The following is a 22,992-nucleotide window of genomic DNA, read 5'->3' on the forward strand; positions in this document are numbered from 1 at the left end:
CCGTTTTCCCAGGTTGCGAGCATGCCGGACACTCTGACGCCCGCCGATCAGACGGCCGCCTCGCCCTATCGGGTCCTTGCCCGCAAGTATCGTCCGCAGAGCTTTGCCGACCTGATCGGCCACGGCGCCATGGTGCGCACGCTCGAGAACGCCTTTGACACCGGCCGCATCGCCCAGGGCTGGATGCTGACCGGCGTGCGCGGCGTCGGCAAGACCACCACTGCCCGTATCCTTGCCCGCGCTCTCAATTATGAGATTCCCGGCGAGATCGACCGCCCTACCGTCCACATGGATCGCGAGGGCACTCATTGCCGCGCCATCATGGAAGGCCGGCATGTCGATGTCATCGAAATGGACGCCGCCTCGCATACCGGCGTCGACGATGTGCGCGACATCATCGAGGCGGCGCGCTACAAGCCGGTGTCGGCCCGCTACAAGGTCTACATCATCGACGAAGTGCATATGCTGTCGACGCAGGCCTTCAACGCGCTCCTGAAGACGCTGGAAGAGCCGCCCGAGCATGTGAAGTTCGTTTTCGCCACCACCGAGATCCGCAAGGTGCCGATCACGGTGTTGTCGCGCTGCCAGCGCTTCGACCTGCGCCGCGTGCCGACCGGCGAGCTCGCCGCCCATCTTGACCGCATCATCGCCTCGGAGAAGGTCACCGCCGATCCCGAAGCCGTGGCGCTGATTGCCCGCGCCGCCGAAGGATCGGTGCGCGACAGTCTCACCATTCTCGATCAGGCGATCGCCCACGGCGGTGGCCATGTGTCGGCCGACGCGGTGCGCGGCATGCTCGGCCTCGCCGACCGTGTTCGCGTCGTTGACCTGTTCGAGGCGGTGATGAAAGGCGACGTCGCCGGCGCGCTGGCCATTCTCGCCGACCAATATGACACCGGCGCCGATCCGGTGGCGGTGCTATCCGATCTCGCCGCCTTTGTGCACTTGGTGACCCGCCTCAAGCATTTGCCGGATGGCGCGAACGATCTGTCGCTCACCGAAGCCGAGCGGACACGCGGCCGCGACTTTGCCGAGAAACTCTCGGTGCGCGTGCTTTCCCGTGCCTGGCAGTTGTTGCTCAAGGGCATCCAGGAGGTTCAATCGGCACCGCGCCCGCTGCCGGCCGCCGAAATGGTTCTGGTCCGCCTCGCCTATGCCGCCGATTTGCCGACGCCTGATGAAGCGCTCAGAATGCTGAAGGACGGCACCTTTCCGGGGCTGACGCCGCCGGTCACGGGTGGTCCCTCTGGCGGCGGCGATGGGCCGCGCGCCCGTGCCGCCAATGGGTTTGCCGGAGCGGTGGCTCGCCGTGCCGAGCCGGAGGCCGCGGCCGGCCCACGCCTCGACAGCTTCGAGGCAGTGGTGGCTCTTGCCGAGAGCAACCGCGACATCGGGCTTAAGTTTGCACTGGAGCGGCATGTCCGGCTCGTGCGCTTCGAGGATGGCCGCATCGAGTTTTCGCCTGTCGAGGGCGCCAATCCCAGCCTCGCCGGCGAAATCGGCCGCAAACTGTCCGGTTGGACGGGTCGCCGCTGGATCGTCGCCATCTCGCGGGAAGAAGGACGGCCGACGATCGCCGAAACGCGCGAAGTGCGTCGGCGCGAGGCCGTCGATGACGCCTTGGCCGATCCCGTCGTGGCCGCCATCTTCCGTCTGTTTCCCGGTGCCGAGATCGTTGACGTCAAGTTTGGCGACGAGCCGGAGCAGTTGCCTGCCGGTCCGGCTGCCGGCGAAGCCACGTTCGAGGATACCGGCGACTGGACTGAAGGCTTCTTGGACGAAATGCCCGACCCTGGTCTGGGCGACTTCGACGATTGAGCCACCGTTGACAAGGGCGTTCGAAACGGCCATCTGCCGGCAGAGTATTCGCTTGCCGATCTGATGGTTCATCCTCGGCAGGCGCTCTGGCATCCACCAGGAGGAAATCCATGTTCGGCGACATCGGCAAGATGATGAAGGAAGCACAGCAGCTTCAGGCCCGCATGGCCGAGGCGCAGGAGGAGATCGCCAAGGCCGAGGCGACGGGAACCTCCGGCGGCGGTCTCGTCACGGTTACGGTCACCGGCAAGGGCGAGATGAAGAGCCTGCGCATCGATCCCTCGCTCTTGAAGCCTGAAGACGCCGAGATCGTCGAGGACCTGATCATTGCGGCCTTCGCCGACGCAAAGGCTCACGTCGATGCGGTTGTCGCCGAGCGCATGCAGGCGGTCACCGGCAAGCTGCCGCTGCCGCCCGGCTTCAAGTTGCCCTTCTGAGCTGTTTCTTGGCGCACGGACATTTTCGGAAAGCCTGAGCTTTCCGTAGACGTGCATGGAGCGGAGATCATCTTGGCCCGACGCGTGACAGGACCGGAAATCGAGCGGCTGATTCAGCTTCTCGCCCGTCTGCCCGGTCTCGGACCGCGTTCGGCCCGCCGCGCGGCCTTGCAACTGGTGAAGCGGCGCGACCAGTTGCTCGCCCCCCTTACCGATGCCATGCGGACCGTCCATGACCACGTGCGCGTCTGTTCGGTTTGCGGCAACGTCGACACCGCCGACCCTTGCACCGTTTGCACCGATCCGACGCGTGACGCTTCGGTGATCGTCGTGGTGGAGGACGTGGCCGACCTCTGGGCGCTGGAGCGAGCCGGCGCCGTCAACGCCCGCTACCACGTGCTCGGTGGCGTGCTGTCGCCCCTCTCCGGTATTGGGCCTGACGATCTCGACATCGCCGGTCTTGTCGAACGGGCCGCCGATCCGGTCGTCAAGGAAGTGATTCTCGCCGTCAACGCCACCGTCGACGGACAGACGACAGCTCACTATGTCACCGACCGTCTCGATGGTCTTGGCGTCAAGGTGACGCGCCTCGCTCACGGCGTGCCGGTGGGCGGAGAGCTGGATTATCTCGACGAGGGCACCCTCACGGCGGCCATCCGTTCGCGGACGCCGTTCTAGGGAGCGACTTGAAGCCGCGTTATCGGCTCGTGCGGCATTGCGCGAAGCGAGTCTCTCGCAGCCGGAAGAAGGCAGAAGCCGAGCAGGACCCAAAGGCCTGCCGGCGATCGAGGTAGGGGTTACAGGGCCTGCTTGACTTTGGTGAGCCAAATACCGATCTTTCCGGACATGGAACCGCGGACCAACCATCTCCGAATGCTTTGCAGGATCTATCCCCTCACGGGATACTGATCTCACGGTCCCGCATCGTCGCGCGCAGGCCGTGAGGCTCTGACGCGGATTTTTTGCAAGCCGCCAGCGCTGCGCGACACCCTAATCCCTCTTTTTCGACAATCAGCCCCGCCTGATCGCGGGTTCTCTATCTTTCAAGGATATGATCATGACCAGTACCACACGCCGGCGCCGCTTGCCGGCCATCACGCTCGCCCGTTCGGACCACGAGCGTCTCGCCAATCTCGCTGAGGCCTTCGCCGACCGTGATTCCCCAACCGCCGACCAACTGGCCGCCGAACTCGAGCGGGCGCGCGTCGTCGCCGACGATCGCCTGGCGCCGGGTACGGTTCGCATGGGCGCCGTCGTGCGTTTCAGCCTGGATCATGCGGCCCCGCGCACCGTTCGGCTGGTCTATCCGGGCGAAGCCGACATCGAACAGGGCCGCGTCTCCGTGCTGACGCCGGTTGGCGCTGCGTTGATCGGCCTCACCGCAGGCCAAAGCATCGACTGGATTGGCAATGACGAACGGCCGCATCACCTCCATGTCCTGGAGGTGATTGCCGATTCGGTCGATGCCTGACGGAGGATCAGTCCGACTGGCGGGAAAGGCGCAGTGGCACGTCGAGAACGTGCCCGCCTTTCGCTGAAAAGGCCACGGTTCCGCCGCAGGCCCGGGCCAGGCCTTCGATCAGCAGGCGCCGCTCGGCCGCCGCCGCTCGCGTTTCTGCATCCGTTGCGACGGCCTCTCCGCCCAACAGGCGCACCGTCGCAACAAGGCGACCGGTCACCGCTTTGAGCGAAACGGTTGCCCTGCCACCCGCCGCCGCTGCGTCACCGGCTTCCGCGAGGAAGCCCTCGACGAGGTCGGCATAGAGCGTCGGGCTGGTTTCGATAGGTAGCGGCAGCGACGGAACGAGAAAATTGACGGCGCCTCCCGCTTCAGCCCTGAGATCCTGCTTCTTGACCGCGTCGACGAAGAAGGGAATGGCATCGAAGCGCTGGACACCGGCACCAAACCGGCTTGCCGCCTCAAGGTCGGCGATCGAGCGGGCAAGCGCTGCGCGCCGGACAGCCTGATCGGGTTGTTGGTCATCGCCCCGCTCGGGGCGCAGAGCCAAGCCGGCAGCATAGAGATTGGCCATTAGGGCTCTCAGCATCGACGCTGCGTCACGACGCGGCGCCGCACGACGCGGCAACAGCGTCGAAAAGACTCGGTCGAGCGTCGCCACCGCAAGGTCGCTCTTGGTGAGCAGACCGTCGGCGCCAGCCCGGCGGCCGATCAGCTCGATGTCGTCATTATCGAGCGCCGAGGTGAGAATCACCGGCACGTCGGCAACCGCCTTGATCTCGTCGATCAGCGCCATCGTGGTGCAGCCGGCCATCCAGAATTCGCAGAGCACGACATCGCAGGGCTGACGCGACAGCGCCGACAGAGCCGCTTCGCGCGTTCCGGCAGCCACGAAGGTGGCAGCAAAGCTGGGTAGCGCGCCAACGAGCCGACCAATGAGGAAGGTATCATCTGGCGTGTCGCCGATATGGAGAACGGTAATCGCCCGCCGCGCCGCGCCGGTATCCGACGCGTCGACGAGACGAAGGCGTCGCGCCGCCGCGTCCTCGATGGCTGGAATGAACGGCCCCGACAGTCGAGCCATGAACGATCCTCTTCCCTCTCCGGCCCCGGCTATCGAATCGCATCTTCACCGCGGACATTGAAAATATGCAGGAAACTGCGAAAAAAGTAGTTAACGAGCGGTTAATTTCCCCTGTCGGCTGAGAATGTGCACATGAATTTCGACCCCGCCGGCAGCGGACGGACAATTCCGCCTCAGGGTATCCTCCCACTGGAAAAGCGACGCCAAACGGGCGATAGAGAAGTCTCGCTTCTGGCGCCCTGGCAAGGGCGCCCGCAGGATCCGAGGAGTTTTCCATGTCTATTCTGGTGACCGGTGGCGCCGGCTATATTGGCAGCCATATGGTGCATGCCCTTGTCGACCGCGGCGAGAGCGTTGTCGTACTCGACAACCTCTCGACCGGCTATGACGCGGTCATTCCGGGCGCGGCGACACTGGTCGTTGGCGATATCGGCGACGGTGAGCTGGTCGATAGGCTGATCGCCGATCACGGCATCACCGCCATTGCCCATTTCGCCGGATCGATCGTGGTTCCGGATTCGGTGACCGACCCGCTCTCCTATTACGAGAACAACACGGTGAAATCGCGCTCGCTGATCGCGGCGGCGGTGCGCGGCAAGGTCAAGGCCTTCCTGTTCTCCTCGACGGCCGCCGTCTACGGCGAACCGGGCGTCGATCTCATCGACGAGAAGGTGCCGCTCGGGCCGGTATCGCCCTACGGCTCGTCCAAGTGGATGACCGAGATCATGTTGCGCGACAGCGCCTATGCCTACGGCTTCCGCTATGCGGCGCTGCGCTATTTCAACGTCGCCGGTGCCGATCCGAAGGGGCGCACGGGCCAGTCGAGCAAGCGCGCCACCCACCTCATCAAGATCGCCGCTCAGGCCGCCCTCGGCCAGCGGGACGGCATGGATGTGTTCGGCACCGACTATCCGACCCCCGACGGTACCTGCCTCAGAGACTATATCCATGTCTCCGACCTCATCGAGGCGCATGTGCTGGCCCTGAAGCACCTGATGGAGGGCGGCGATACCTTTGTGGCCAACGCCGGCTACGGCCACGGCTTCTCGGTGCTGGAAGTAATCGATGCGGTGAAACGCGTCTCCGGCGTCAATTTCCCGGTCCGCATGGCGCCGCGCCGCGCCGGCGATCCGCCGTCGCTGGTCGCCGATTCGAGCCGCCTGCGCTCGATCACCGGCTGGCAGCCGAAGCTCGACGACCTCGACACCATCGTCGGCCACGCGCTGGCCTGGGAGAAATCGCTGGCCGGCCGTAACGTCCAGCGCTAAACGGAACACAAGTAGCGCCCGGCCTTCTCTCATACGGTCGGGCGTCCTTTTTCAAGAAAGAGGTCTCCGTCCATGGCTGTCGCCACGCCACAGAAAGCCGTCACCGTCGGCTCGGTCACCTTCGACAATACCGCCCCCTTCGTGCTGATTGCCGGGCCCTGCCAGATCGAGAGCCGCGAGCATGCGCTGAAGATCGCCACTTTCCTGGCCGAGACCACCAAGGCAGCTGGCGTGCCCTTTGTCTTCAAGGCCTCCTATGACAAGGCCAACCGCACGTCCCTCAAGGGCACCCGTGGGGTCGGCATCGAGGCGGGGCTTTCGATCCTTGCCGAGATCCGCGATCGTCTGGGCTGTCCGGTGCTCACCGATGTCCACGACGTCGAGCAGACCCGCCGGGCGGGCGAGGTTGTCGATATCCTGCAAATTCCGGCTTTTCTTTGCCGCCAGACCGACCTGCTGATTGCCGCCGGCGAGACTGGCAAGGCCGTCAACATCAAGAAGGGGCAGTTCCTCGCCCCCTGGGACATGCAAAACGTTGCTGACAAGGTGGCTTCGACCGGCAATGAGCGAGTTCTGCTCACTGATCGCGGCACCTCCTTCGGCTACGGTGCGCTGGTCACTGACTTCCGGGGGCTGCCGACCATGGCCGAAACGGGCTATCCGGTGGTGTTCGATGCCACCCATTCCGTGCAAGAGCCTGGTGGTCGTGGCTCATCTTCGGGCGGGAAACGCATTTTTGCCCCGACGCTCGCTCGCGCGGCCATGGCGGTTGGCTGCGCGGCCGTGTTCATTGAGGCGCACGATGATCCCGACCAGGCGCCGTCAGATGGACCGAACATGCTGCCGTTGCCGTGGATCGCGCCGCTGCTGGCCGACCTCAAGGCGCTTGATGCCATCTCCAAGAACCGGGCGCTGACCGACGCTTACTGAACGGCTGGCACTGGACTGGCGTTGGTTTGGGGGGCTGGTGCAAATTCCGACTTGAGGTCGGCGACGACGCCGCCGGCGCTGGCGATGGTCATCATCAGCTTGCCGAGGGCGCCGACATCCGGGTCGGGTAGCGCCGCCATCAGCGCTGCCGCCTGTTGCGACAGGTCATCGAAGCCGATGTTGGCCGACGCACCCTTGAGGGTATGCAGGCTGCGTTTGGCGAGTTCGGCATCGCCGCGTTCAAGCGCACTCGACAGATCGGCCAGTAGGCTCGCAACATCGGTGGCAAACGAATCGAGCAGGAAGGCGGTATCCTCGGGGCCGAGCTCGCGCAGGAGGGCATCGATCCGGCGACGATTGACCGGTTCGCTGTGAGCTGCATCGGCGGCGTGAGCAGGCCGTGCGACCGGCATCTTGCCCTGGGGCAGGGTCGTCAGAACGGCCAGAAGATCGTCTCGCTCCACAGGCTTGGGCAGGAAGGCGTTCATGCCGGCCTTGCGGCAGGCCTCGCGATCGGCGGCAAACGCATTGGCGGTCATCGCAACGATCGGTACGTTGCGACCACGCCCGCTCGACCGACGGATGGCGCGCGTCGCTTCGAGGCCGTCCATCACCGGCATCTGCATATCCATGAACACGATGTCAAAGTCGCGGGCATTGACCATGGCCAGTGCTTCGGCGCCGTTCTCGGCCAGCGCGGCCTCGATGCCGAGGCGAGCGAGCAGCCGAAGCGCCACTTGCTGGTTGATGCGATTGTCTTCGACCACCAGCACCTTGAGGCCCTTCGGAACGGCCGCTTCTTCGCTCGAAACAAGATGCTTGTCTTCGATTTCAAGCGTGCCGGCGATCGAGGCGGCAACGATGGCGGGGGTCAGCGTGTTGGCGGGACGGGCGACTTTCCCGGCGGCGCGAGGCGCCGTCTGCGAGAAGGCAATGTCGATGCGGGCACGTTGATGGTCGGGTGCCAGAGAGGTCACGGTGGCAACGATGTCGGCCTCGTCCTTGGTATCGGCAGTTCCGGCACCGAAATAGGCGAATGTTGCGGTAATCGCTGCGGTCTCGGCGGCGGTGCGGCCTGTCACCGACACGCGGGCGCCATTGAGCGGAGCGGGATCGAGATCGGCGGCGGCGGCCCGATCGAGAGGCAATTCAAAGAAAAACAGCGAGCCACGCCCTTCGCGGCTTTTGACGCCGATCTTTCCGCCGAGGCCCTCGACAATGCGCCGGCTGATGGCAAGGCCCAGGCCGGTGCCACCGAAACGGCGGGTGATCGAGGCATCGACCTGCGAGAATTCCTTGAACAGGCGCTTCTGTCCGCTCTCGGAAATGCCGGTGCCGGTATCTTCCACTTCGAAACGCAGTACAGGCCGTTCGCCATCCGCCACCTCGCGAATGCGTACGGCAATCAGTCCGCTTTCTGTGAATTTGACGGCATTCGACAGGAAATTGATCAGCACCTGGCGGACGCGCGTCGGGTCGCCCGAATAGCGGGCGCTCATGGCGATCTCCGGTGCCAGCACAGCGACGAGGCCTTTCTCGCGCACCGAGGCCTCCAGCATGGAGATCGCCGCCTCCGCGGTGGCCACCGGATCGAATACCACGCGGTCGACGTCGAAAGAGCCGGCCTCCAGCTTGGAGAAATCGAGAATGTCGTTGACGAGCGCGATCAGGCTGCGGCCGCAAGTCTCGATATTGGTCACGAAGCCGCGTTGCTCGGTGTCCAGCGGCGTGTCTTTTAGAAGATGAGCCATGCCGAGCACGCCATTGATCGGCGTGCGGATCTCGTGACTCATGGTCGCTAGGAAGGCGGACTTCGCCTGATTGGCCGACTCTGCCGCCGCCACCGCCTCCTTGAGTTCGACGGCCATGGCTTCGAGGCGCACCCGCGAACTCCAGATCTCGCGGATTTGCCTGATCAAGCTGACGATGAAAATTCCCATCGACAACGTCAGGGCACCAACGAGCACGGCCAATACGCGATAGAGCTTCTCGCGGAACATTCGCGCGTCGGAACGGGCCGCCGCCTCAGTCGCCTCGGCGAAGGTGGCGAGACGGGAAGTGGCGGCGGGAAGCATACTAAGGCGACTGCCGAGGGCGTCGAGGGTATCTTTGTCAATTGCCGGTGCGCCGGCGATACGATCGATGACCGGCCGAGTTTCGGCGATTGCTTGCAGAACTGCGTTCAGGTCGGAACTGTTCGGGACCGTTGCGGCAAGATCGCGCGCAGCGCCGTCGAATAGAACGAAGCGGGCTGCAACGGTCTGGCCGCTCGCTTCCGACAGAGTTCCCCGCGCGGTTTCGACCGAACGCAGCAGCTTTTCGGCTGCCCTATCGAGCCGATAGGAGGCGGTAAGCGTACGGGTCTCGTCAATGTCTGCGGTGTCCGCTTGCTGGCGAATCAGGATCGTGAACACAGCGATGGCGGAGACGAGAAACAGAAAGCCGACAATGAGATAGAGCAACGTACCCCTGAGCGGACGATCTTGTCCTGTGGTCTTCCCAGCGCGCAGTCCCGCGCCAGATCCGGTGTGAAGGGGTGTTGTCGTAGTCACGATGAGGCAAATCCGGCAAGAAACGGCGAGGAGGTCAGGCGGCGAAGCCGAAGGGGGTTCCGGCCTGTTCCCGGATCTTCAGGATGCGGAAGTAACGGAGCGAGAAGGCCCGCGCGACGTCCGGATCGAATTGCAGTCCGGCATTGTCGGCGATGTAACGAGCCGCGTCCTCTGCGGTCCAAGCAGCCTTGTAGGGACGCTCCGAGGTCAGTGCGTCGAACACATCGGCGACGGAGACAATGCGCCCCGAGAGCGGGATCGCCGCTTCCTTGAGGCCACGCGGATAGCCGGCGCCGTTCCAGAACTCATGGTGAGTCTCGGCAATTTCAGCCGCGAGACGTATGACGCGGGAGCGGGATCCTTCGAGAATTTCGCCACCGATCAGCGTATGCGCCTGCATCTGGCGGCGTTCGTCCGCCGTGTAGGGGCCGGTCTTGTAGAGGAGATCGTCGGAAAGGCCGAGCTTGCCGATGTCGTGCATCAGGGAGGCGATATAGAGATCCTGACAATAGGATTCGGCCTGTCCGAGCTCCTCGGCGAGCTCACGGGCGGTGCGGGCCACGCGGACCAAATGGCTGGCGATCGACGGGTCGCGGCGTTCGACGGCTCGCGCAAGGCGCAGGATGACTTCTTCCTCAACGCTGAGTCGGTCGTGGGTGGCTTTGTGGACCTCGGTTTGCAGCCAATCGGCGCGATCCCGAAGCTTGTTTTGCATCTCGCGCAGCATGGCAAGGTTGCGCAGCCGCGCCTTGGCCTCAGCCATGTCGACCGGTTTGGTCAGAAAATCGGTCGCGCCGGCCTCAAGCGCGGCATAGCAGATCTCCCGCTGGTCGACGGTCGTGACCATGACGATGGGCACATCGATATAGTCGGGAAGGTTGCGCACCTCGCGGATGAGGGTCAGCCCGTCCATCCCCGGCATCATATAGTCGACGATGATCAGATCGAAGCGGGTCTGACGAGCTTCCTCGAGCGCTTGAAGAGGATCGCGAAACGACTGCACGTCGGCGATGCCGGAACTCTGCGCCAGTTTGCCGAGCATGAAGAGATTGCTCGGATTGTCGTCGACCAGGAGAAGCTTCATGACGGTTTCCATGGGAAGTTGCTTGATGGAAACGTACCCGAGAAACATGAAACTTCAGAAAATGAGCATGAGAAACACGACGTGAACTAGGCCGGATTCTATTTGACTTAAAGTATAAAGGGAAAATTATCCAAGATGCTCTCTGGAGGCCGAAATTGAGGCAAATTGCCAGGAGTAAGCTTGATAGTTTCTGATGTACCCTGTCAAAAATAACAAGGGTCTGCGGGTCTCGTTCATAACTTGTCAAGACTTGGCGCCGGAGCAGCGATTGGCACTGGCGCCCCGTCGGGGACCTCGGCATAACGTCTTCATCGAGCCGACGGAAACCCAGCTCACTTTCCGAAAGCACGCCTCTCGGTCGCTGCAATTGCAAGGTTGCAGACTTGCCACCCCGGACATGGCCATGCCACGTCCGGGTTTTTCTTTGTCTGTTCCGAGGTCTCAGCGACTGAAGCGAGCGCGCACCGCTTCGATAACCTCACGCGTCAGATCGATGTCGATGCTGCCGCGTGGCTCCGCCGAGGAGGATGCGGCGATCACCCAATACCGCCCCTTCTCGGAAATGAAAGCGTTCCGCTCCACATCAAAATAGGAGAAAGCACGGGCGGACAACGTCATCGTCGCCTCAGCGGTTTCGCCTGGCTCTAGATGGAGCTTGGCAAAGGCCCTGAGTTCCTTGGCCGGCCGGTCGACGCGCGAGACCGGTGGCTCCACGTAGAGCTGGACGACGTCCGAACCGGGCCGGGCGCCGGTATTGGTGACCTTGATGCGAAGGGTGACGAGGCCGTCACCATCGAAGGCTGGCCGGTCCACTGTCGGGCTGCCCCAATCGAAGGTGGTGTAGCTGAGGCCGTGACCGAAGGGGAAGAGCGGTTCGATGCCGGCCTTCTCATAGTGCCTGTAGCCGACGAACACGCCCTCGCGATAGATGACATGTTCATTCTTACCCGGGTAGGTCCGCGGATCGCCGGTCTCGACCGGTGTATCCTCGATGCGTCGCGGGAAGGTCTGGGCGAGGCGTCCACCCGGCTCGGCGGCGCCGGTCAACACATCGGCGATGGCATTGCCGGCTTCCTGCCCCGGATACCAGGCGGCCACCACCGCCCGAACCTTGTCTAGCCAGGGCATGGCCACCGGGCCGCCGGTCTGCAGCACAACCACCGTATTGGCATTCGCTGCAGCGACGGCGGTGATCAGGTCGTCCTGCCGGCCCGGCAGGTCGAGGCCCGGCAGGTCGTTGCCTTCAGTGTCCCACTCGCCCGAACGGCCGGCATAAACGATGGCAATATCGGAGGCGCGGGCGAGTTCGACGGCTTCTGCGAACGCCTTGTCACTGAGCGGCACGGCGACGCCGACGCGGATGGCCTTGAGATTGAGGGCGATGGCCTGCACGAAGCGATACTCGACGACGACATCCACCGTGCGGCCGGCCTCAAGCGCAATCGTCCCCCGCGCTTCGCGGTTACCGCACTCAAAATAGTTGTCGCCGGGCGCCCAGGTCTCCCGGATATCGACCACCGTCCGCCCGTCGACCAGAAGGCGGCTTGGCCCGATGCTGACGAGGCCGAATACGTGGTCGGCGGTTTCCGAAGGTGTGAACCGCGTGGTGGCCCTCAGCGAGAAATCGGCGTCGGCGACACCGGGAGCCACCGCGTTGAACCACATGACTTCGCCGAGCGGATGGCTTTGGTGCTCGATGACGGGGCCGCTGAAATCGGAACGACCATAGACATCCACTTCGAAAGGCCCGGAAATCAGCGGCATCAGCCGGTTGGCGGTAACGCCGGTGGCGACCCTAAGCTGGTTTTCCGAAGTTAAGGCGCGGAGGCCATCGACCGGAGACACGGCATAGTGCGGGTTGAGCTGGGCGCTGCCGCCGCCCATGATCTGCGCCGCTTCGGCATTGGGGCCGATTGCCGCAATGGTTCGACCTGTCAGATCCAGCGGCAGGATGCCGTCGTTCTTCAAAAGCACAATGGCTTCGGCGCCGGTCCGCCGGATCAGCGCCCGGTGGGCCGGTTTGTCGATGGCTTGCTCCCCGGGAATATCGGGCGCGTCGAAGCCACCGACCCGCTCGATCAAGGTCAGCACGCGTCGAGCGGCGTCGCGCACCTTCTCCGCCTGCACGTCGCCAGACCGTACCGCCGCGACCAGCTTGTCACCGCGATCGCGGGTCGGTCCGGGCATTTCAAGGTCGAGACCGGCCTCAACGGTTGGCGCCGTCGAATGGGAGCCGAACCAGTCGGACATGACCACGCCGGGAAAGCCCCATTCGTCCTTCAGAAGGTCAGTGAGGAGTGTCTTGTGCTCCGAGGTGAAGGTGCCGTTCAGCCGATTATAGGAACTCATCACCGCGTAGGCGCCGGCCGTTTTGACTGCGGCTTCGAAGGGCGGCAGGTAGATCTCGCGTAGCGCCCGGTCGCCGATGTCCGAGCTCATGGTGGTGCGCTGGATTTCCGATTCGTTGCCGACGAAATGCTTGACGGTGGCGCCGACCCCACCCTTCTGCAGTCCGTTGACATAGGCGGCGGCCAGCGTCGCAGTCACGCATGGATCTTCCGAATAACATTCGAAGTTACGGCCGTTGACGGCAGAGCGCTGGATGTTGACGGTGGGCGCGAGCAGCACCGATGCGCCTTTTGAGCGCGCTTCCTCGGCGAGTGCGCTGCCGATTTCCTCGACCAGTGCCGGATTCCAGCTGGCACCCAAGGCGATACCGACCGGGAAGCTCGCCGCTTTGACGCCGCCGATGAGAGAGCCGCCGCCGCGCGCGCCGTTCGGCCCGTCCGACACCTTGATGGCGGGAATCTCGAGGCGCGGTATCGGCACGGTGGTCCAGAAATCCGCCCCCGCGAGCAACGACACCTGTTCTTCGAGCGTCATTGCATCAAGGATCGCCTCGATATCCGGCTTTGCCATCTGAAACTCCAAATGAAACGATACAATAAAATTTTCCATAGCACGAACTCGGTCGCATCGCGAGCACTTGGCGGGCCGCCTCGACCAACGGCCATGGGGCTGGGACTGGCGAGGGCCGACCCGGCGGGCTAGACCTGAAGCCGGAAGGAATGGGGAGAAGATTGTGGCGGAAGACGCGTATTTCCTGGGGATCGATATCGGCACGTCGGCGGTCAAGGCGCTCATCGTCGATGACCGGGAACGGCCAGTGGCTGGGGCCGAGGTGGCGCTCGCTACCAGCCGACCGGCGCCGGGCTGGTCGGAACAGCATCCGGATCTTTGGTGGCTGGCCGTGCAGAAGGCACTCGCCGAGATGGCTGAGGCTGTCCCCGGTGTGCTCGGCCGCGTCGCGGCCATCGGTCTGTCCGGCCAGATGCACGGTGCGGTGCTGATCGGCCGCGATGACCGTCCCCTCCGCCCAGCCATTCTATGGAATGACGGCCGCGCGGCGGTCGAGGCCACCGCTCTCAACGCGGCACTGCCCAACCTCGGCAAGATTGCCGGCGTGCCGGCTATGGCCGGTTTCCTTGCGCCGAAGATCGCCTGGCTGCGCACCCACGAGCCGGAGACGCTCGCAGCGACCAAACATGTCCTCCTGCCCAAGGACTGGGTGCGCTTCCTGCTGACCGGCGAATTTGCCACTGACATGTGCGACGCCGCCGGCAGCCTTTTGCTTGATGAGGCGCGGCGGCAGTGGGCGCCAAGCATCGTCGAAGCGGTCGGTCTTGAGCTCGGGCAGTTGCCGCATCTCTTGGAAGGCCCTGCCATTTCCGGCCGCGTTACCGCCGCTGCCGCCGGCGCCACCGGGCTTCCGGAAGGCATTCCGGTCGTGGCTGGCGCAGGGGATGCAGCGGCGGCCGGCATCGGTATTGGCGCGGTCGATGACGGAGACGCCTTCATCTCGCTCGGCACGTCGAGCCAGCTGTTTCTGACAACCGCCGACTACAGGCCCAATCCGGCGGCCCTGGTGCATGCCTTTGCCCATGCTCTGCCGGGGCGATGGTTCCAGATGGCGGCCATGCTGAATGGCGCATCCGTTATGGCCTGGACGGCGGGCATCACCGGCGTGTCCGATCTCGGCGCGGCGCTCGACACTCTGGCGGCGCGGGGACGCGCCGTTTCGCCGATCACCTTTCTTCCCTACCTGCAAGGCGAGCGGACGCCGCACGACGATCCGGCGGCGCGCGGTGTGTTCTTCGGCATGGATGGTGGCACCGACGGCCTCGACCTTCTGCAGGCTGCAGTCGAGGGCATGGCCTTCACGCTGGTCGACGCGGTGGCGGCGCTTGAAACCGCCGGTCCCGTGCCGCCGACCCTGGCCGCTGTCGGTGGCGGCAGCCGCGGTCGTTTTGTGATGGAGGTGGTGGCGAGCGCCCTCGGTCGGCCGATTCGCCGTTACGCCGGTGGCGAGCGTGGCCCTGCTTTCGGCGTTGCCCGCCTCGCCCGGAGTGCCGTCACCGGCGAGACGATCGCCGACGTTTGCATCAAGCCGGACCTGCGGGACGTCATACTGCCCCATGCGGAGCGGCAGGCAGCACTCGCTGCCCGCCTGCCGCTCTATCGCGACCTCTATCGCGCGCTGAAGCCGTTGTTCCCTCGCTGACGAGCCACCGTTAGCTTTTGAGGAAAGCCTCGATCTCGGCCGCCGTCGGCATCGAAGCAGCGGCGCCTCGCCGCGTCACCGAAATGCCGGCCGTTGCCGAGCCGTAACGAGCGGCTTCAACCGGATCGAGCCCTTTGGAAAGCGCCGCCGAGAAGCCGCCGAGGAAGGCATCGCCGGCACCGGTGGTATCGATCACTTCACCGGCCGCCCGAGCCGGCAAATGCACCGACTGCGTGGCGTTGTGCAGCAGTACGCCGTTGCCGCCGAGGGTGATCAACGCATTCTTCGCACCCTTGGCCAGGAGAGCGTCGCCCGCCTTGCGAGCATCGTCCACCGTGCCCGGCGCAATGCCGGTCAGCATCGCCGCTTCCGTCTCGTTGGGCGCGATATAGTCGGAAAGGCGATAAACCTCGTCGGGGAAAGTGGTAGCGGGCGCCGGATTGAAGACGGTGATCGTGCCGGCGGCGCGGGCGATCTGCAGGCCGCGCAGAGCGGCATCGACCGGCTGTTCGAGCTGGGTCACGAACACCTTCGATGCGGCGATCGTTTCCTTTTCGAGGTCGAGATCGGCAGGCGAGAGCGTGCCGGAGGCGCCAGCATAGACGATGATGGCGTTCTGGCCGTTGGCGTCGTTGACGAAAATGAAGGCCGAACCGGTCGGATGGCTGTCGATTCGTTGCACGCGGGCGGTGGCGCCGGCCTCAGCCCAGGTCTTGAGGCCGATGTCACCGAAGGCATCCTTGCCGATCTTGGTGATGAAGCGGACATCTCCGCCAGCTCGTGCCGCCGCCACGGCCTGGTTGGAGCCTTTGCCTCCCGGCCCCATGACAAAGCCGGAACCGGCCAAGGTTTCGCCAATGGCCGGCAGGCGAGGGGCCAGGAAGGTAACATCCACAGCGAAAATGCCGAGGATGGCGACGCCGGATTTCTGGGTATCGGTCATGGTGTTTGTCTCTTGTCGACTGGCGAGATGCTGGCGCTTGCGTTCCGAGACGCTCGGTGAAAGGAGCGCCCCGGTTCTCTTTCAACGCCCTCGGCATTAGGCCTTCGGCGGAATGACGCCCTTGGTGAGCAGGAAGCAGCCGTAGAGGCGCCCTTCACCGGTTTGCAGCACCGCGAAGGACTTCTTGGCCGCCTCGTAGAAGGCGAAGCGCTCGATGCCGCCCAGCTTGAAGGTCGGCCCTTCGGCGTCGAAGACCTCCTTCTGGAATTCATGCTGCACGTCCGTCCATTTTTCCGGCTCTCCCACCACTTCCATGCGGAAGGCGGCTGTGGGGATGAAGGTATCGAGCGGCAACACCGACAGCACGGCCCGCGCCGCGCGCGGCGCCGACACGCCGTCGAGGCGCAGCGGCTGGCCGTAAACGGTCTCCTGGGCGATCGAATGAATTGGGAAATTGCTGTCGACAATGGCGATCGTGTCACCATGGCCCATGGAAGCCAGCACGTAGAGAAGGTCGGGATTGAGCAGCGGATCGATGGCCTTGAGCATAATTCCTCCTGACGCACCCATTTGAAAAGCGCCCGCTTTTCGACGGAACGGATGCGTGACAACAAGTTGGTGGCGGTCCTCTTTTGGTCGCAGGGCGCACCGTCGGGGACACGTTTGTGGGCGCCGTTGGCGCCTTGCCATCCATAGGCCGTTGGCGGCGTTTTGTCAGGTCCGCAAGGGTACCGTCCGACAGAAAACGCGATTGGCTATAGCTTTCTTTCGTGGATTAACCGGTCGGAAGATAATTCAGGCAATAGTCGCGCACCCCTTGTGATTGGTCTGTGCCGTTTTGTTACTCCGATCCGCTGTTTCTACCTTCCGTTCGCTTTCGAGGCCGGTTCTTGTCGGTTTCGTTGCCGGTGGTCTGTCACTCGTCGCTCTGTCCTTCCTGGCAACTGCCGACTGGTTGCGTCTGTCGGCAGCCCAGCGCCTTACCGACCAGGCCGCCGCGGCAGCGGCGCTGGCGGCGACCAAGAACCCGGACGCTGCCGACGCCACTGCGTTTTCCGCCGCGCGAGCGGTCATGGGCGCAGGCGAGGTTGCTGTCGTGGCCGAACGCGGCAATGCGCGCCCTGGCCCATCGGGTGTCATCTTCGCGGTCGGGCCTGGCGAGGTGACGCGCGTTGTCGTGTCAACGACCACTCGCAGTTTGCTCGGCACTCCGATCGGCTTGGGCCAGCGAACTGTCACCGGCACAGCCATGGCAGAGCGATCCGGTGTTGCCGCCCTGACTGAACGGACGACGGCGGTACCGGAACTCTCGTCGGTGCCGGCCGCCATCGAGGCGCGCCTGTTTGGACCGGCCGGTACCCTCACAGTTAACGAGCGGGCTATGCTCGGTCGGGCGGCATTTCGCGTCGCCGATCTGGTGGATGAACTCACCCGCGTTCTTTCCACGCGCAACGGCGGTGCTGATGCCGGCATTGCCGCCGTGGCCGAAGCGTCGTTCAAGCCCGCCGAGCTTTTATCGGCGCTCGCAGCTCTCTATCGCGACGACGCCAGAAGCTCGGCTTCGGCCGCAGGCATGGTGACCGTTATCGACCGCCTCGCCGGCGCCGAGACAGGAGACGAGACGCTTTTGCCCTTCCAGGGCGTGATCAGCCTCGGTGGGGCGGACGGTGATCTGACGCTTGCCGCGCCACTGAGGCCGCTGGAATTCATCCAAGCCATCATGCGCGCCCGCTTGGCGCAGAGCCCCGTCAGCGTCGAGTTAAGGTCGCCGGTCACCGGCATTGAGGCCGCTACGCTGACCCTGGAGTCGGAAGAGGCCTCCGCAGCTGTGTTGATTGGCGGCGAGGACGGGCTGGTCGGCATTCCCGGCATTCGTATCGTCGCGCGCTTCATTGTCGGCGGCCTGGCCATTCCCGGCGCCGAAACGCTCGAACTTCCGCTCGAGGTGAGGCTGAGCTCCGGCAACGCCCGCATCCGGCGTATCGTCTGCAGTCAGACCGGACCCGAGGTCACTGTCACAGGCCGACCTGTGCGGGCCAGTGTCGCTTTCGCCGCCGAGGCGACAGCTTCGCCGGCCGGTGCGTCTGACTATGTGCGGCTGATCGCCGCGGGTGGACTGACCGCCTGGGGCAAAGGGCGCTCGTCATTTGCCGACGATCCGCCGGTTGAGCTGGTTTTCCGACCCGGGACGGGCGATACCGTCGCCAGTCTCCGAACAGCCATCGATTTCGGTAATCGGCTGGAGCGGCTGGCGGCCGAAATGCAAGTGCTCGTGTCGCTTGACGGGAAGGCGAAAGGCGCGATGTCGGAAGGCGGTATCCGCGACGAGATCGCCCGGCTGATTGCCGGCAGCGTCGAGCCCGTTGACGCGGTACTATCCAGCGTTTTTGCCACCTTCGGCATCGTACCGGGCAAGATGGACGTGGTAGCCGCCGGCGCCGCCTGCAACACGGCGACGCTGCTCGGCGCGGCGAAATAGCTTCGCTTCGCCCCTCCTTGGGGTTATGAGAGGCCGGAAGCGGCGGAGTGCGACCGCGATTCCGGAACCTGTCATGACCGACGAAGAGCTGATCGCCCGCATCCTTTATCGTGATGGCTCCCTCCTCATCGTCGACAAGCCGGCCGGCATACCTGTGCATGCCGGCTTCGGCGGCGGCGAGACGCTGGATCAACATTTTCCGGCGCTGCAGTTCGGTCTGCCCAATCCACCGCAGCTCGGCCATCGTCTTGACAAGGATACCTCCGGCTGCCTGGCGCTCGGCCGCCACCGGCGCGCCATTCGGGAACTCGGTGAGATCTTTGCCGGTCAGAGGGCGCAGAAGACCTATCTGGCCGTGGTACTCGGCAGCTTGCCCGACGATGAAGGCCGCGTCGACGCGCCGCTTGCCAAGGTGACCCATGAGAAGCGCTCCTGGTGGATGAAGGTCGATCCGGCCGGTCAACCCTCCGTCACCGACTACCGGGTCATCGCCAGAGGAGACCGCCTGACGGTGGTCGACCTGATGCCACGCACCGGGCGTACCCATCAATTGCGCGTCCACATGGCGCATCTCGGTTGTCCCATTGTCGGTGACGGCGTCTACGGCGGCGATCCCGCCCGCGCCGTCGACCAAAAACTGCATCTCCATGCTCGCGAACTGGAGCTGCCCTATTATCGCAAGAAGCCGCCAGTCTTGGCGCGGGCGCCGGTGCCGCCCCATATGCTACGCCTGCTCGGTCGTCTCGGTGCTATCGACGACGGCGGCGTTCTTGTTCATCTTTCTCCCGTCGCAATCGGTGGGGTAGGTTCCTGAGCCGCACGCCCAACCCGGCAATCCCGAGATCGACGGAACGCAGTACGAAAGGCCGCTACCATGACGCTACAGCTCAAGGATCCTTCGCTTCTGGTGGAAGCTTGCCTGATCGATGGCGAATTCGTCGGCACTCCTGCCCTCGATGTCACCGATCCCTCCACGGGTGACATCGTCGGCCGTGTGCCGCTGATGGACGCGGACGGCACGACGCGGGCCGTCGAGGCTGCCGAACGCGCCTTGCCGGGTTGGAAGCGGCTGCTTGCCAAGGAGCGGTCACGTCTGCTGCGGCGTTGGTACGAGCTGATGATCGAGCATCGTGACGATCTCGCCCAGATCATGACGGCCGAACAGGGCAAACCGCTCGCCGAGGCGGCGGGCGAAATCGAGTACGCCGCCGGCTATGTCGAGTTCTATGCCGAGGAGGCCAAGCGCATCGCCGGCGAGACGCTGCCTTCGCCGAGAGATGGTGCGCGCGTTCTGGTGATCCGGGAGGCCGCCGGTGTCATGGCCGCGATCACGCCTTGGAATTTCCCCGCGGCGATGATTACGCGCAAGGTGGCGCCCGCCCTGGCGGCCGGCTGCACGGCGGTGGTAAAACCTGCGTCCGAAACGCCGCTCACGGCGCTGGCCATCGCCCGTCTTGCGGTGCGCGCCGGCTTGCCGAAGGGCGTCTTCAACGTCGTCACCGGCAAGTCGTCCGTTGTTGGCGACGTGTTGACCAGCCACCCCGCTGTGCGGGTCGTCTCCTTCACCGGATCGACCGAGGTCGGCAAGAAGCTGATCGTGCAGTGCGCCGGCACGGTGAAAAAAATCTACACCGAGCTTGGCGGCAACGCGCCGTTCATCGTCTTTGACGACGCCGATCTCGACGCCGCCGTCGAGGGGGTGATGATCTCGAAGTTCCGCAATATGGGCCAGACATGCGTTTGCGCCAACCGCATCTACGCCCAGGCAGGCATCCACGATGCCTTTGTGGAAAAGCTCGTCGCGGCGGTGAAGAGGTTGAAGCTTGGCGACGGACGCGCGCCGGGCGTGACGCAGGGTCCGCTCGTCAATATCAAGGCGGCCGAAAAGGTCGAGGCGCATGTTGCCGACGCGCTCGCCAAGGGGGCAAAGGTCGTGACTGGTGGAGCGCGATCGTCTCTGGGCGGTAGTTTCTTCGAGCCGACCGTGCTGACCGGTGTTACCGCCGGCATGGCCGTCGCGCGCGAAGAAACCTTCGGTCCGCTGGCGCCGGTCTTCCGCTTCGAAACCGAGGAAGAGGCGATCCGGCTCGCCAACGACACCGAGTTCGGTCTCGCCTCCTATTTCTACGCCCGCGACGTTGGCCGTATCTTCCGCGTTGCCGAAGGCCTTCAGGCTGGCATGGTCGGCATCAATTCCGGCGCGATCTCCTCTGAATTGGTGCCGTTTGGCGGCGTCAAGGAAAGCGGCAACGGCCGTGAGGGATCGCACCACGGTATCGATGAATATGTTGAGAAAAAATATCTACTAATCGCCGGTCTCGACCGCTGACTGGATAAACGGACACAAGATTAGCCCGGCTAAAACAACGCTCATTGGACTCTCATAATAGAGCCCAATGACAATTTTGGACTCTCAATCGGACTCCGTTTCGGACTCTCATCTGGACTCACGGCCCGGACTCAAAGCCCGGCTTGGACCAGCCAAAATGCCCGGCAATCGGCTATGCAGTTCGGTCCATCTGGGCTGCCCCGCCGAGATAGTCGTTGATACCGCGGTGATGCCAGTTGCCAGAACGCCGGCAACGAGCTTTGCTCGACCTGGGCAAAGCGGTGGCTGGAATACCATGGGGCAGCTTCTTCTCGGCATGGATGGTGGCGGCAGCAATGCCCGCGCCCGTCTCACTGATTTTGACGGGCGTCGGCTAGGCGAGGGTAAGGGCGGCCCGGCAAATGCCGGCAACTACCTGCAGGGAGCCATCACAGCGTTCGTGGCTGCGGCCGATATGGCGCTGTCCGCTGCGGGCTTGTCCGAGCGCGATCGCGGCGACATCATTGCGGTGATTGGTGCCGCTGGTGTCGGCGACCCGAAGGTGGCCGGTCAGCTCGCCGCTGCGCCTTTCGGCTTCCGTCGCTTGCAGGTGGTCACCGACGCCGAAATCGCTCTCGAAGGTGCCTTCGCAGGCGGCGATGGCGGCATCCTGATCGTCGGTACCGGCAGCCAAGGCTATGGACGCGTGGGAGACCGGCGCGTCCGGGTGGGCGGCTGGGGAGCGTCGCTCTCCGACGGTGGTTCCGGTGTGGTGATTGGGCAGCGAGCGGCGCGCCGGGCACTTGAAGCCCATGAGGGTCTCGCAAGCCCCTCGCCGATGACCATCGCCCTTCTCGACCTGCTCGGCGGCTCGGCGACGGCTCTGTCGGCTTTCGGCAAATCGGCTCGGCCGGCTGATTGGGCGGCGCTGGCCCCGCTTGTCTTCAATCATGCTGAAGCCGGCGATCCGGTGGCTGGCGCACTTATCTCGGCAGCCGCTGCGGAGATCGAGGCGCTGATGGGGCGTCTCACTGCCGAAGGAGTCGGGCAGGTCGCTTTGATGGGTGGGCTTGCTGCGAGCTATCGGCCGCGTCTTTCGTCCCGCTCCACCGGCCTTCTTGCTGATCCCCTAGGCGATGCCCTCGATGGTGCGCTCCGACTTGCAAAAAAGGACGCCGATCCATGATGGAGCCGTTCACCCGCGTGGTCGGCCAGGATTGGCGTGAACGGGGTGGGGACGTGCCGCTCTGCCGCCGTCTGGAAGTCGCGCTCAGAGCTGCCATCGCCGACGGACGACTGGCGGCCGGCGCGCCGCTGCCTTCGGAACGGGCGATCGCCGCCGGCCTTTCCATTTCACGCATCACGGTCCGACAGGCGCTAATGCCCCTCGTCGCCGCCGGTCTTGTCGCGACGCGGCCGGGTGGCGGCTCTTCGGTCGCCAAGATTGAATCCGCTCAACGGAACGAAGACCACCCGCCCGAGCCGGCCCGGCGCCGGTCCGTGTTACGGTCGCATGCCGACGATCTGGCGGAAAAGGGCGAGGCGGTGGAGACGCGCCTCGTCGACCGACTGACCGGACCGCCGTCGGCGCCGGAAGCGATGACGCTGGGCCTGGGCCCAGGCGAGCGGGTGTTGCGGCTCTATCGCCTGCATTGCGTGGGCGACCGGCCGCGCATACTGGAGCTGACCACGCTGCCGGCCGCCGCCATCGATGCCGAGTTGGCCATCGTGTCGCCGGCCTCGGCGCTGGCCGAGGCGGGGCTGCCGTCAACGCGTGGGGTCGAGCGCTTCAGGGCAGTGGCCCTTGGTGCGGTTGAAGCGGGACTTCTGGAATTGCCGGAGGGAACGCCGGCCATGCGGGTGGAGCGGGTAAGCTACACGGCGGGCGGTCGTGCAGTCGAGATCAGCCGCGCCTTTTGCCGCGGTGACGGCTATGAGGTGGTAGCTGAGCTGTCAGGAGACTGAGATCCCGGAAAACCGAAGCCGCCTCAACCGGCTCTTCCGGCCTCGAACGGCGGCGCGACCCAGCGTGGCGATCATTGTCCCGTCAGACGCAAAGCGCAACGCCG

Annotated in this window: 18 protein-coding genes; 12 read left to right on the plus strand and 6 right to left on the minus strand. The window is 64.6% G+C overall.

What is annotated here, in order from left to right:
• Positions 1 to 21: 21 nt before the first annotated feature.
• The 4 genes from G522_RS26845 (at position 22) to rnk (ending at position 3,726) form a co-directional block, all read left to right on the plus strand.
• Entirely contained in the window at positions 22 to 1,818 is a 1,797-nt protein-coding gene (locus tag G522_RS26845) for a DNA polymerase III subunit gamma/tau (RefSeq protein WP_051228618.1), read from the plus strand.
• Between the two features lie 110 nt (positions 1,819 to 1,928).
• Entirely contained in the window at positions 1,929 to 2,255 is a 327-nt protein-coding gene (locus tag G522_RS0113925; protein ID WP_026791573.1) for a YbaB/EbfC family nucleoid-associated protein, read from the plus strand.
• 72 nt (positions 2,256 to 2,327) lie between these two features.
• On the plus strand, positions 2,328 to 2,933 hold the full coding sequence (gene recR / locus G522_RS0113930; RefSeq protein ID WP_026791574.1) for a recombination mediator RecR: 606 nt from the start codon (positions 2,328 to 2,330) through the stop codon (positions 2,931 to 2,933).
• Between the two features lie 379 nt (positions 2,934 to 3,312).
• Complete coding sequence (rnk, locus tag G522_RS0113935) at positions 3,313 to 3,726, plus strand: nucleoside diphosphate kinase regulator (protein ID WP_026791575.1); 414 nt, start codon at positions 3,313 to 3,315, stop codon at positions 3,724 to 3,726.
• A gap of 7 nt (positions 3,727 to 3,733) precedes the next feature.
• On the opposite strand, the gene G522_RS0113940 is transcribed toward rnk, so the two are convergent.
• Positions 3,734 to 4,798: a response regulator gene (locus tag G522_RS0113940; protein ID WP_026791576.1), complete on the minus strand. Its 1,065-nt coding sequence runs from the start codon at positions 4,796 to 4,798 to the stop codon at positions 3,734 to 3,736.
• A gap of 275 nt (positions 4,799 to 5,073) precedes the next feature.
• Between G522_RS0113940 and galE the strand changes: the two genes are divergently transcribed.
• Positions 5,074 to 6,066 (plus strand): UDP-glucose 4-epimerase GalE, encoded by a 993-nt coding sequence (gene galE / locus G522_RS0113945; RefSeq protein WP_026791577.1) that lies wholly within the window; start codon positions 5,074 to 5,076, stop codon positions 6,064 to 6,066.
• A gap of 72 nt (positions 6,067 to 6,138) precedes the next feature.
• The gene (kdsA, locus tag G522_RS0113950; protein WP_026791578.1) at positions 6,139 to 6,996 is read left to right on the plus strand and encodes a 3-deoxy-8-phosphooctulonate synthase; all 858 of its coding nucleotides are present in this window, start codon (positions 6,139 to 6,141) and stop codon (positions 6,994 to 6,996) included.
• On the opposite strand, the gene G522_RS0113955 is transcribed toward kdsA, so the two are convergent.
• The 3 genes from G522_RS0113955 to G522_RS0113965 all read right to left on the minus strand — a co-directional run bounded on the left by G522_RS0113955 (position 6,990) and on the right by G522_RS0113965 (position 13,551).
• Positions 6,990 to 9,458 carry a response regulator gene (locus G522_RS0113955; protein WP_026791579.1) on the minus strand — a complete coding sequence of 823 codons (2,469 nt, stop codon included), beginning with the start codon at positions 9,456 to 9,458 and terminating at the stop codon, positions 6,990 to 6,992. The two genes, kdsA and G522_RS0113955, sit on opposite strands and share 7 nt — an antisense overlap.
• A gap of 124 nt (positions 9,459 to 9,582) precedes the next feature.
• A complete protein-coding gene (locus G522_RS26850; protein ID WP_051228619.1) occupies positions 9,583 to 10,632 on the minus strand; it encodes an HD domain-containing phosphohydrolase in 1,050 nt (349 codons plus the stop codon).
• A 441-nt stretch (positions 10,633 to 11,073) separates the two neighbouring features.
• Positions 11,074 to 13,551 carry a beta-glucosidase family protein gene (locus G522_RS0113965; protein WP_036839292.1) on the minus strand — a complete coding sequence of 826 codons (2,478 nt, stop codon included), beginning with the start codon at positions 13,549 to 13,551 and terminating at the stop codon, positions 11,074 to 11,076.
• A 163-nt stretch (positions 13,552 to 13,714) separates the two neighbouring features.
• Here G522_RS0113965 and xylB point away from each other — a divergent pair, with 163 nt between their 5' ends.
• On the plus strand, positions 13,715 to 15,193 hold the full coding sequence (xylB, locus tag G522_RS0113970) for a xylulokinase (protein ID WP_036839295.1): 1,479 nt from the start codon (positions 13,715 to 13,717) through the stop codon (positions 15,191 to 15,193).
• 10 nt (positions 15,194 to 15,203) lie between these two features.
• Here the strand turns inward: xylB and rbsK are convergent, their stop codons facing one another.
• Positions 15,204 to 16,136 (minus strand): ribokinase, encoded by a 933-nt coding sequence (rbsK, locus tag G522_RS0113975; RefSeq protein ID WP_026791582.1) that lies wholly within the window; start codon positions 16,134 to 16,136, stop codon positions 15,204 to 15,206.
• Positions 16,137 to 16,232: 96 nt separating this feature from the next.
• Complete coding sequence (locus tag G522_RS0113980; protein ID WP_026791583.1) at positions 16,233 to 16,685, minus strand: RbsD/FucU family protein; 453 nt, start codon at positions 16,683 to 16,685, stop codon at positions 16,233 to 16,235.
• Positions 16,686 to 16,974: 289 nt separating this feature from the next.
• Between G522_RS0113980 and G522_RS0113985 the strand changes: the two genes are divergently transcribed.
• From G522_RS0113985 to G522_RS0114005, 5 genes are all read left to right on the plus strand, one after another.
• A complete protein-coding gene (locus tag G522_RS0113985; protein ID WP_156886935.1) occupies positions 16,975 to 18,615 on the plus strand; it encodes a hypothetical protein in 1,641 nt (546 codons plus the stop codon).
• A 73-nt stretch (positions 18,616 to 18,688) separates the two neighbouring features.
• Positions 18,689 to 19,429, plus strand: coding sequence for an RluA family pseudouridine synthase (locus G522_RS26855; RefSeq protein WP_084633175.1), 741 nt, complete (start codon positions 18,689 to 18,691; stop codon positions 19,427 to 19,429).
• 60 nt (positions 19,430 to 19,489) lie between these two features.
• Positions 19,490 to 20,944, plus strand: coding sequence for an NAD-dependent succinate-semialdehyde dehydrogenase (locus G522_RS0113995; RefSeq protein WP_026791585.1), 1,455 nt, complete (start codon positions 19,490 to 19,492; stop codon positions 20,942 to 20,944).
• A 295-nt stretch (positions 20,945 to 21,239) separates the two neighbouring features.
• Positions 21,240 to 22,109 (plus strand): glucosamine kinase nucleotide-binding domain-containing protein, encoded by an 870-nt coding sequence (locus G522_RS0114000; protein WP_026791586.1) that lies wholly within the window; start codon positions 21,240 to 21,242, stop codon positions 22,107 to 22,109.
• Positions 22,106 to 22,888 (plus strand): GntR family transcriptional regulator, encoded by a 783-nt coding sequence (locus G522_RS0114005; RefSeq protein WP_026791587.1) that lies wholly within the window; start codon positions 22,106 to 22,108, stop codon positions 22,886 to 22,888. The genes G522_RS0114000 and G522_RS0114005 overlap by 4 nt, the downstream gene beginning before the upstream one ends.
• Positions 22,889 to 22,992 lie beyond the last annotated feature (104 nt).

Origin of the sequence: Pleomorphomonas oryzae DSM 16300, from assembly GCF_000422965.1 — a bacterium.
In the GTDB taxonomy this organism is placed as follows: domain Bacteria; phylum Pseudomonadota; class Alphaproteobacteria; order Rhizobiales; family Pleomorphomonadaceae; genus Pleomorphomonas; species Pleomorphomonas oryzae.

Bases quoted from the DNA above. Each gene is read 5' to 3' on its own strand.
- G522_RS26845 (WP_051228618.1), top strand. From the start codon at position 22: ATGCCGGACACTCTGACGCCCGCCGATCAGACGGCCGCCTCGCCCTAT.
- G522_RS0113925 (WP_026791573.1), top strand. From the start codon at position 1,929: ATGTTCGGCGACATCGGCAAGATGATGAAGGAAGCACAGCAGCTTCAG.
- rnk (WP_026791575.1), top strand. From the start codon at position 3,313: ATGACCAGTACCACACGCCGGCGCCGCTTGCCGGCCATCACGCTCGCC.
- G522_RS0113940 (WP_026791576.1), bottom strand. From the start codon at position 4,798: ATGGCTCGACTGTCGGGGCCGTTCATTCCAGCCATCGAGGACGCGGCG.
- galE (WP_026791577.1), top strand. From the start codon at position 5,074: ATGTCTATTCTGGTGACCGGTGGCGCCGGCTATATTGGCAGCCATATG.
- kdsA (WP_026791578.1), top strand. From the start codon at position 6,139: ATGGCTGTCGCCACGCCACAGAAAGCCGTCACCGTCGGCTCGGTCACC.
- G522_RS26850 (WP_051228619.1), bottom strand. From the start codon at position 10,632: ATGAAGCTTCTCCTGGTCGACGACAATCCGAGCAATCTCTTCATGCTC.
- G522_RS0113965 (WP_036839292.1), bottom strand. From the start codon at position 13,551: ATGGCAAAGCCGGATATCGAGGCGATCCTTGATGCAATGACGCTCGAA.
- rbsK (WP_026791582.1), bottom strand. From the start codon at position 16,136: ATGACCGATACCCAGAAATCCGGCGTCGCCATCCTCGGCATTTTCGCT.
- G522_RS0113980 (WP_026791583.1), bottom strand. From the start codon at position 16,685: ATGCTCAAGGCCATCGATCCGCTGCTCAATCCCGACCTTCTCTACGTG.
- G522_RS26855 (WP_084633175.1), top strand. From the start codon at position 18,689: ATGACCGACGAAGAGCTGATCGCCCGCATCCTTTATCGTGATGGCTCC.
- G522_RS0113995 (WP_026791585.1), top strand. From the start codon at position 19,490: ATGACGCTACAGCTCAAGGATCCTTCGCTTCTGGTGGAAGCTTGCCTG.
- G522_RS0114000 (WP_026791586.1), top strand. From the start codon at position 21,240: ATGGGGCAGCTTCTTCTCGGCATGGATGGTGGCGGCAGCAATGCCCGC.
- G522_RS0114005 (WP_026791587.1), top strand. From the start codon at position 22,106: ATGATGGAGCCGTTCACCCGCGTGGTCGGCCAGGATTGGCGTGAACGG.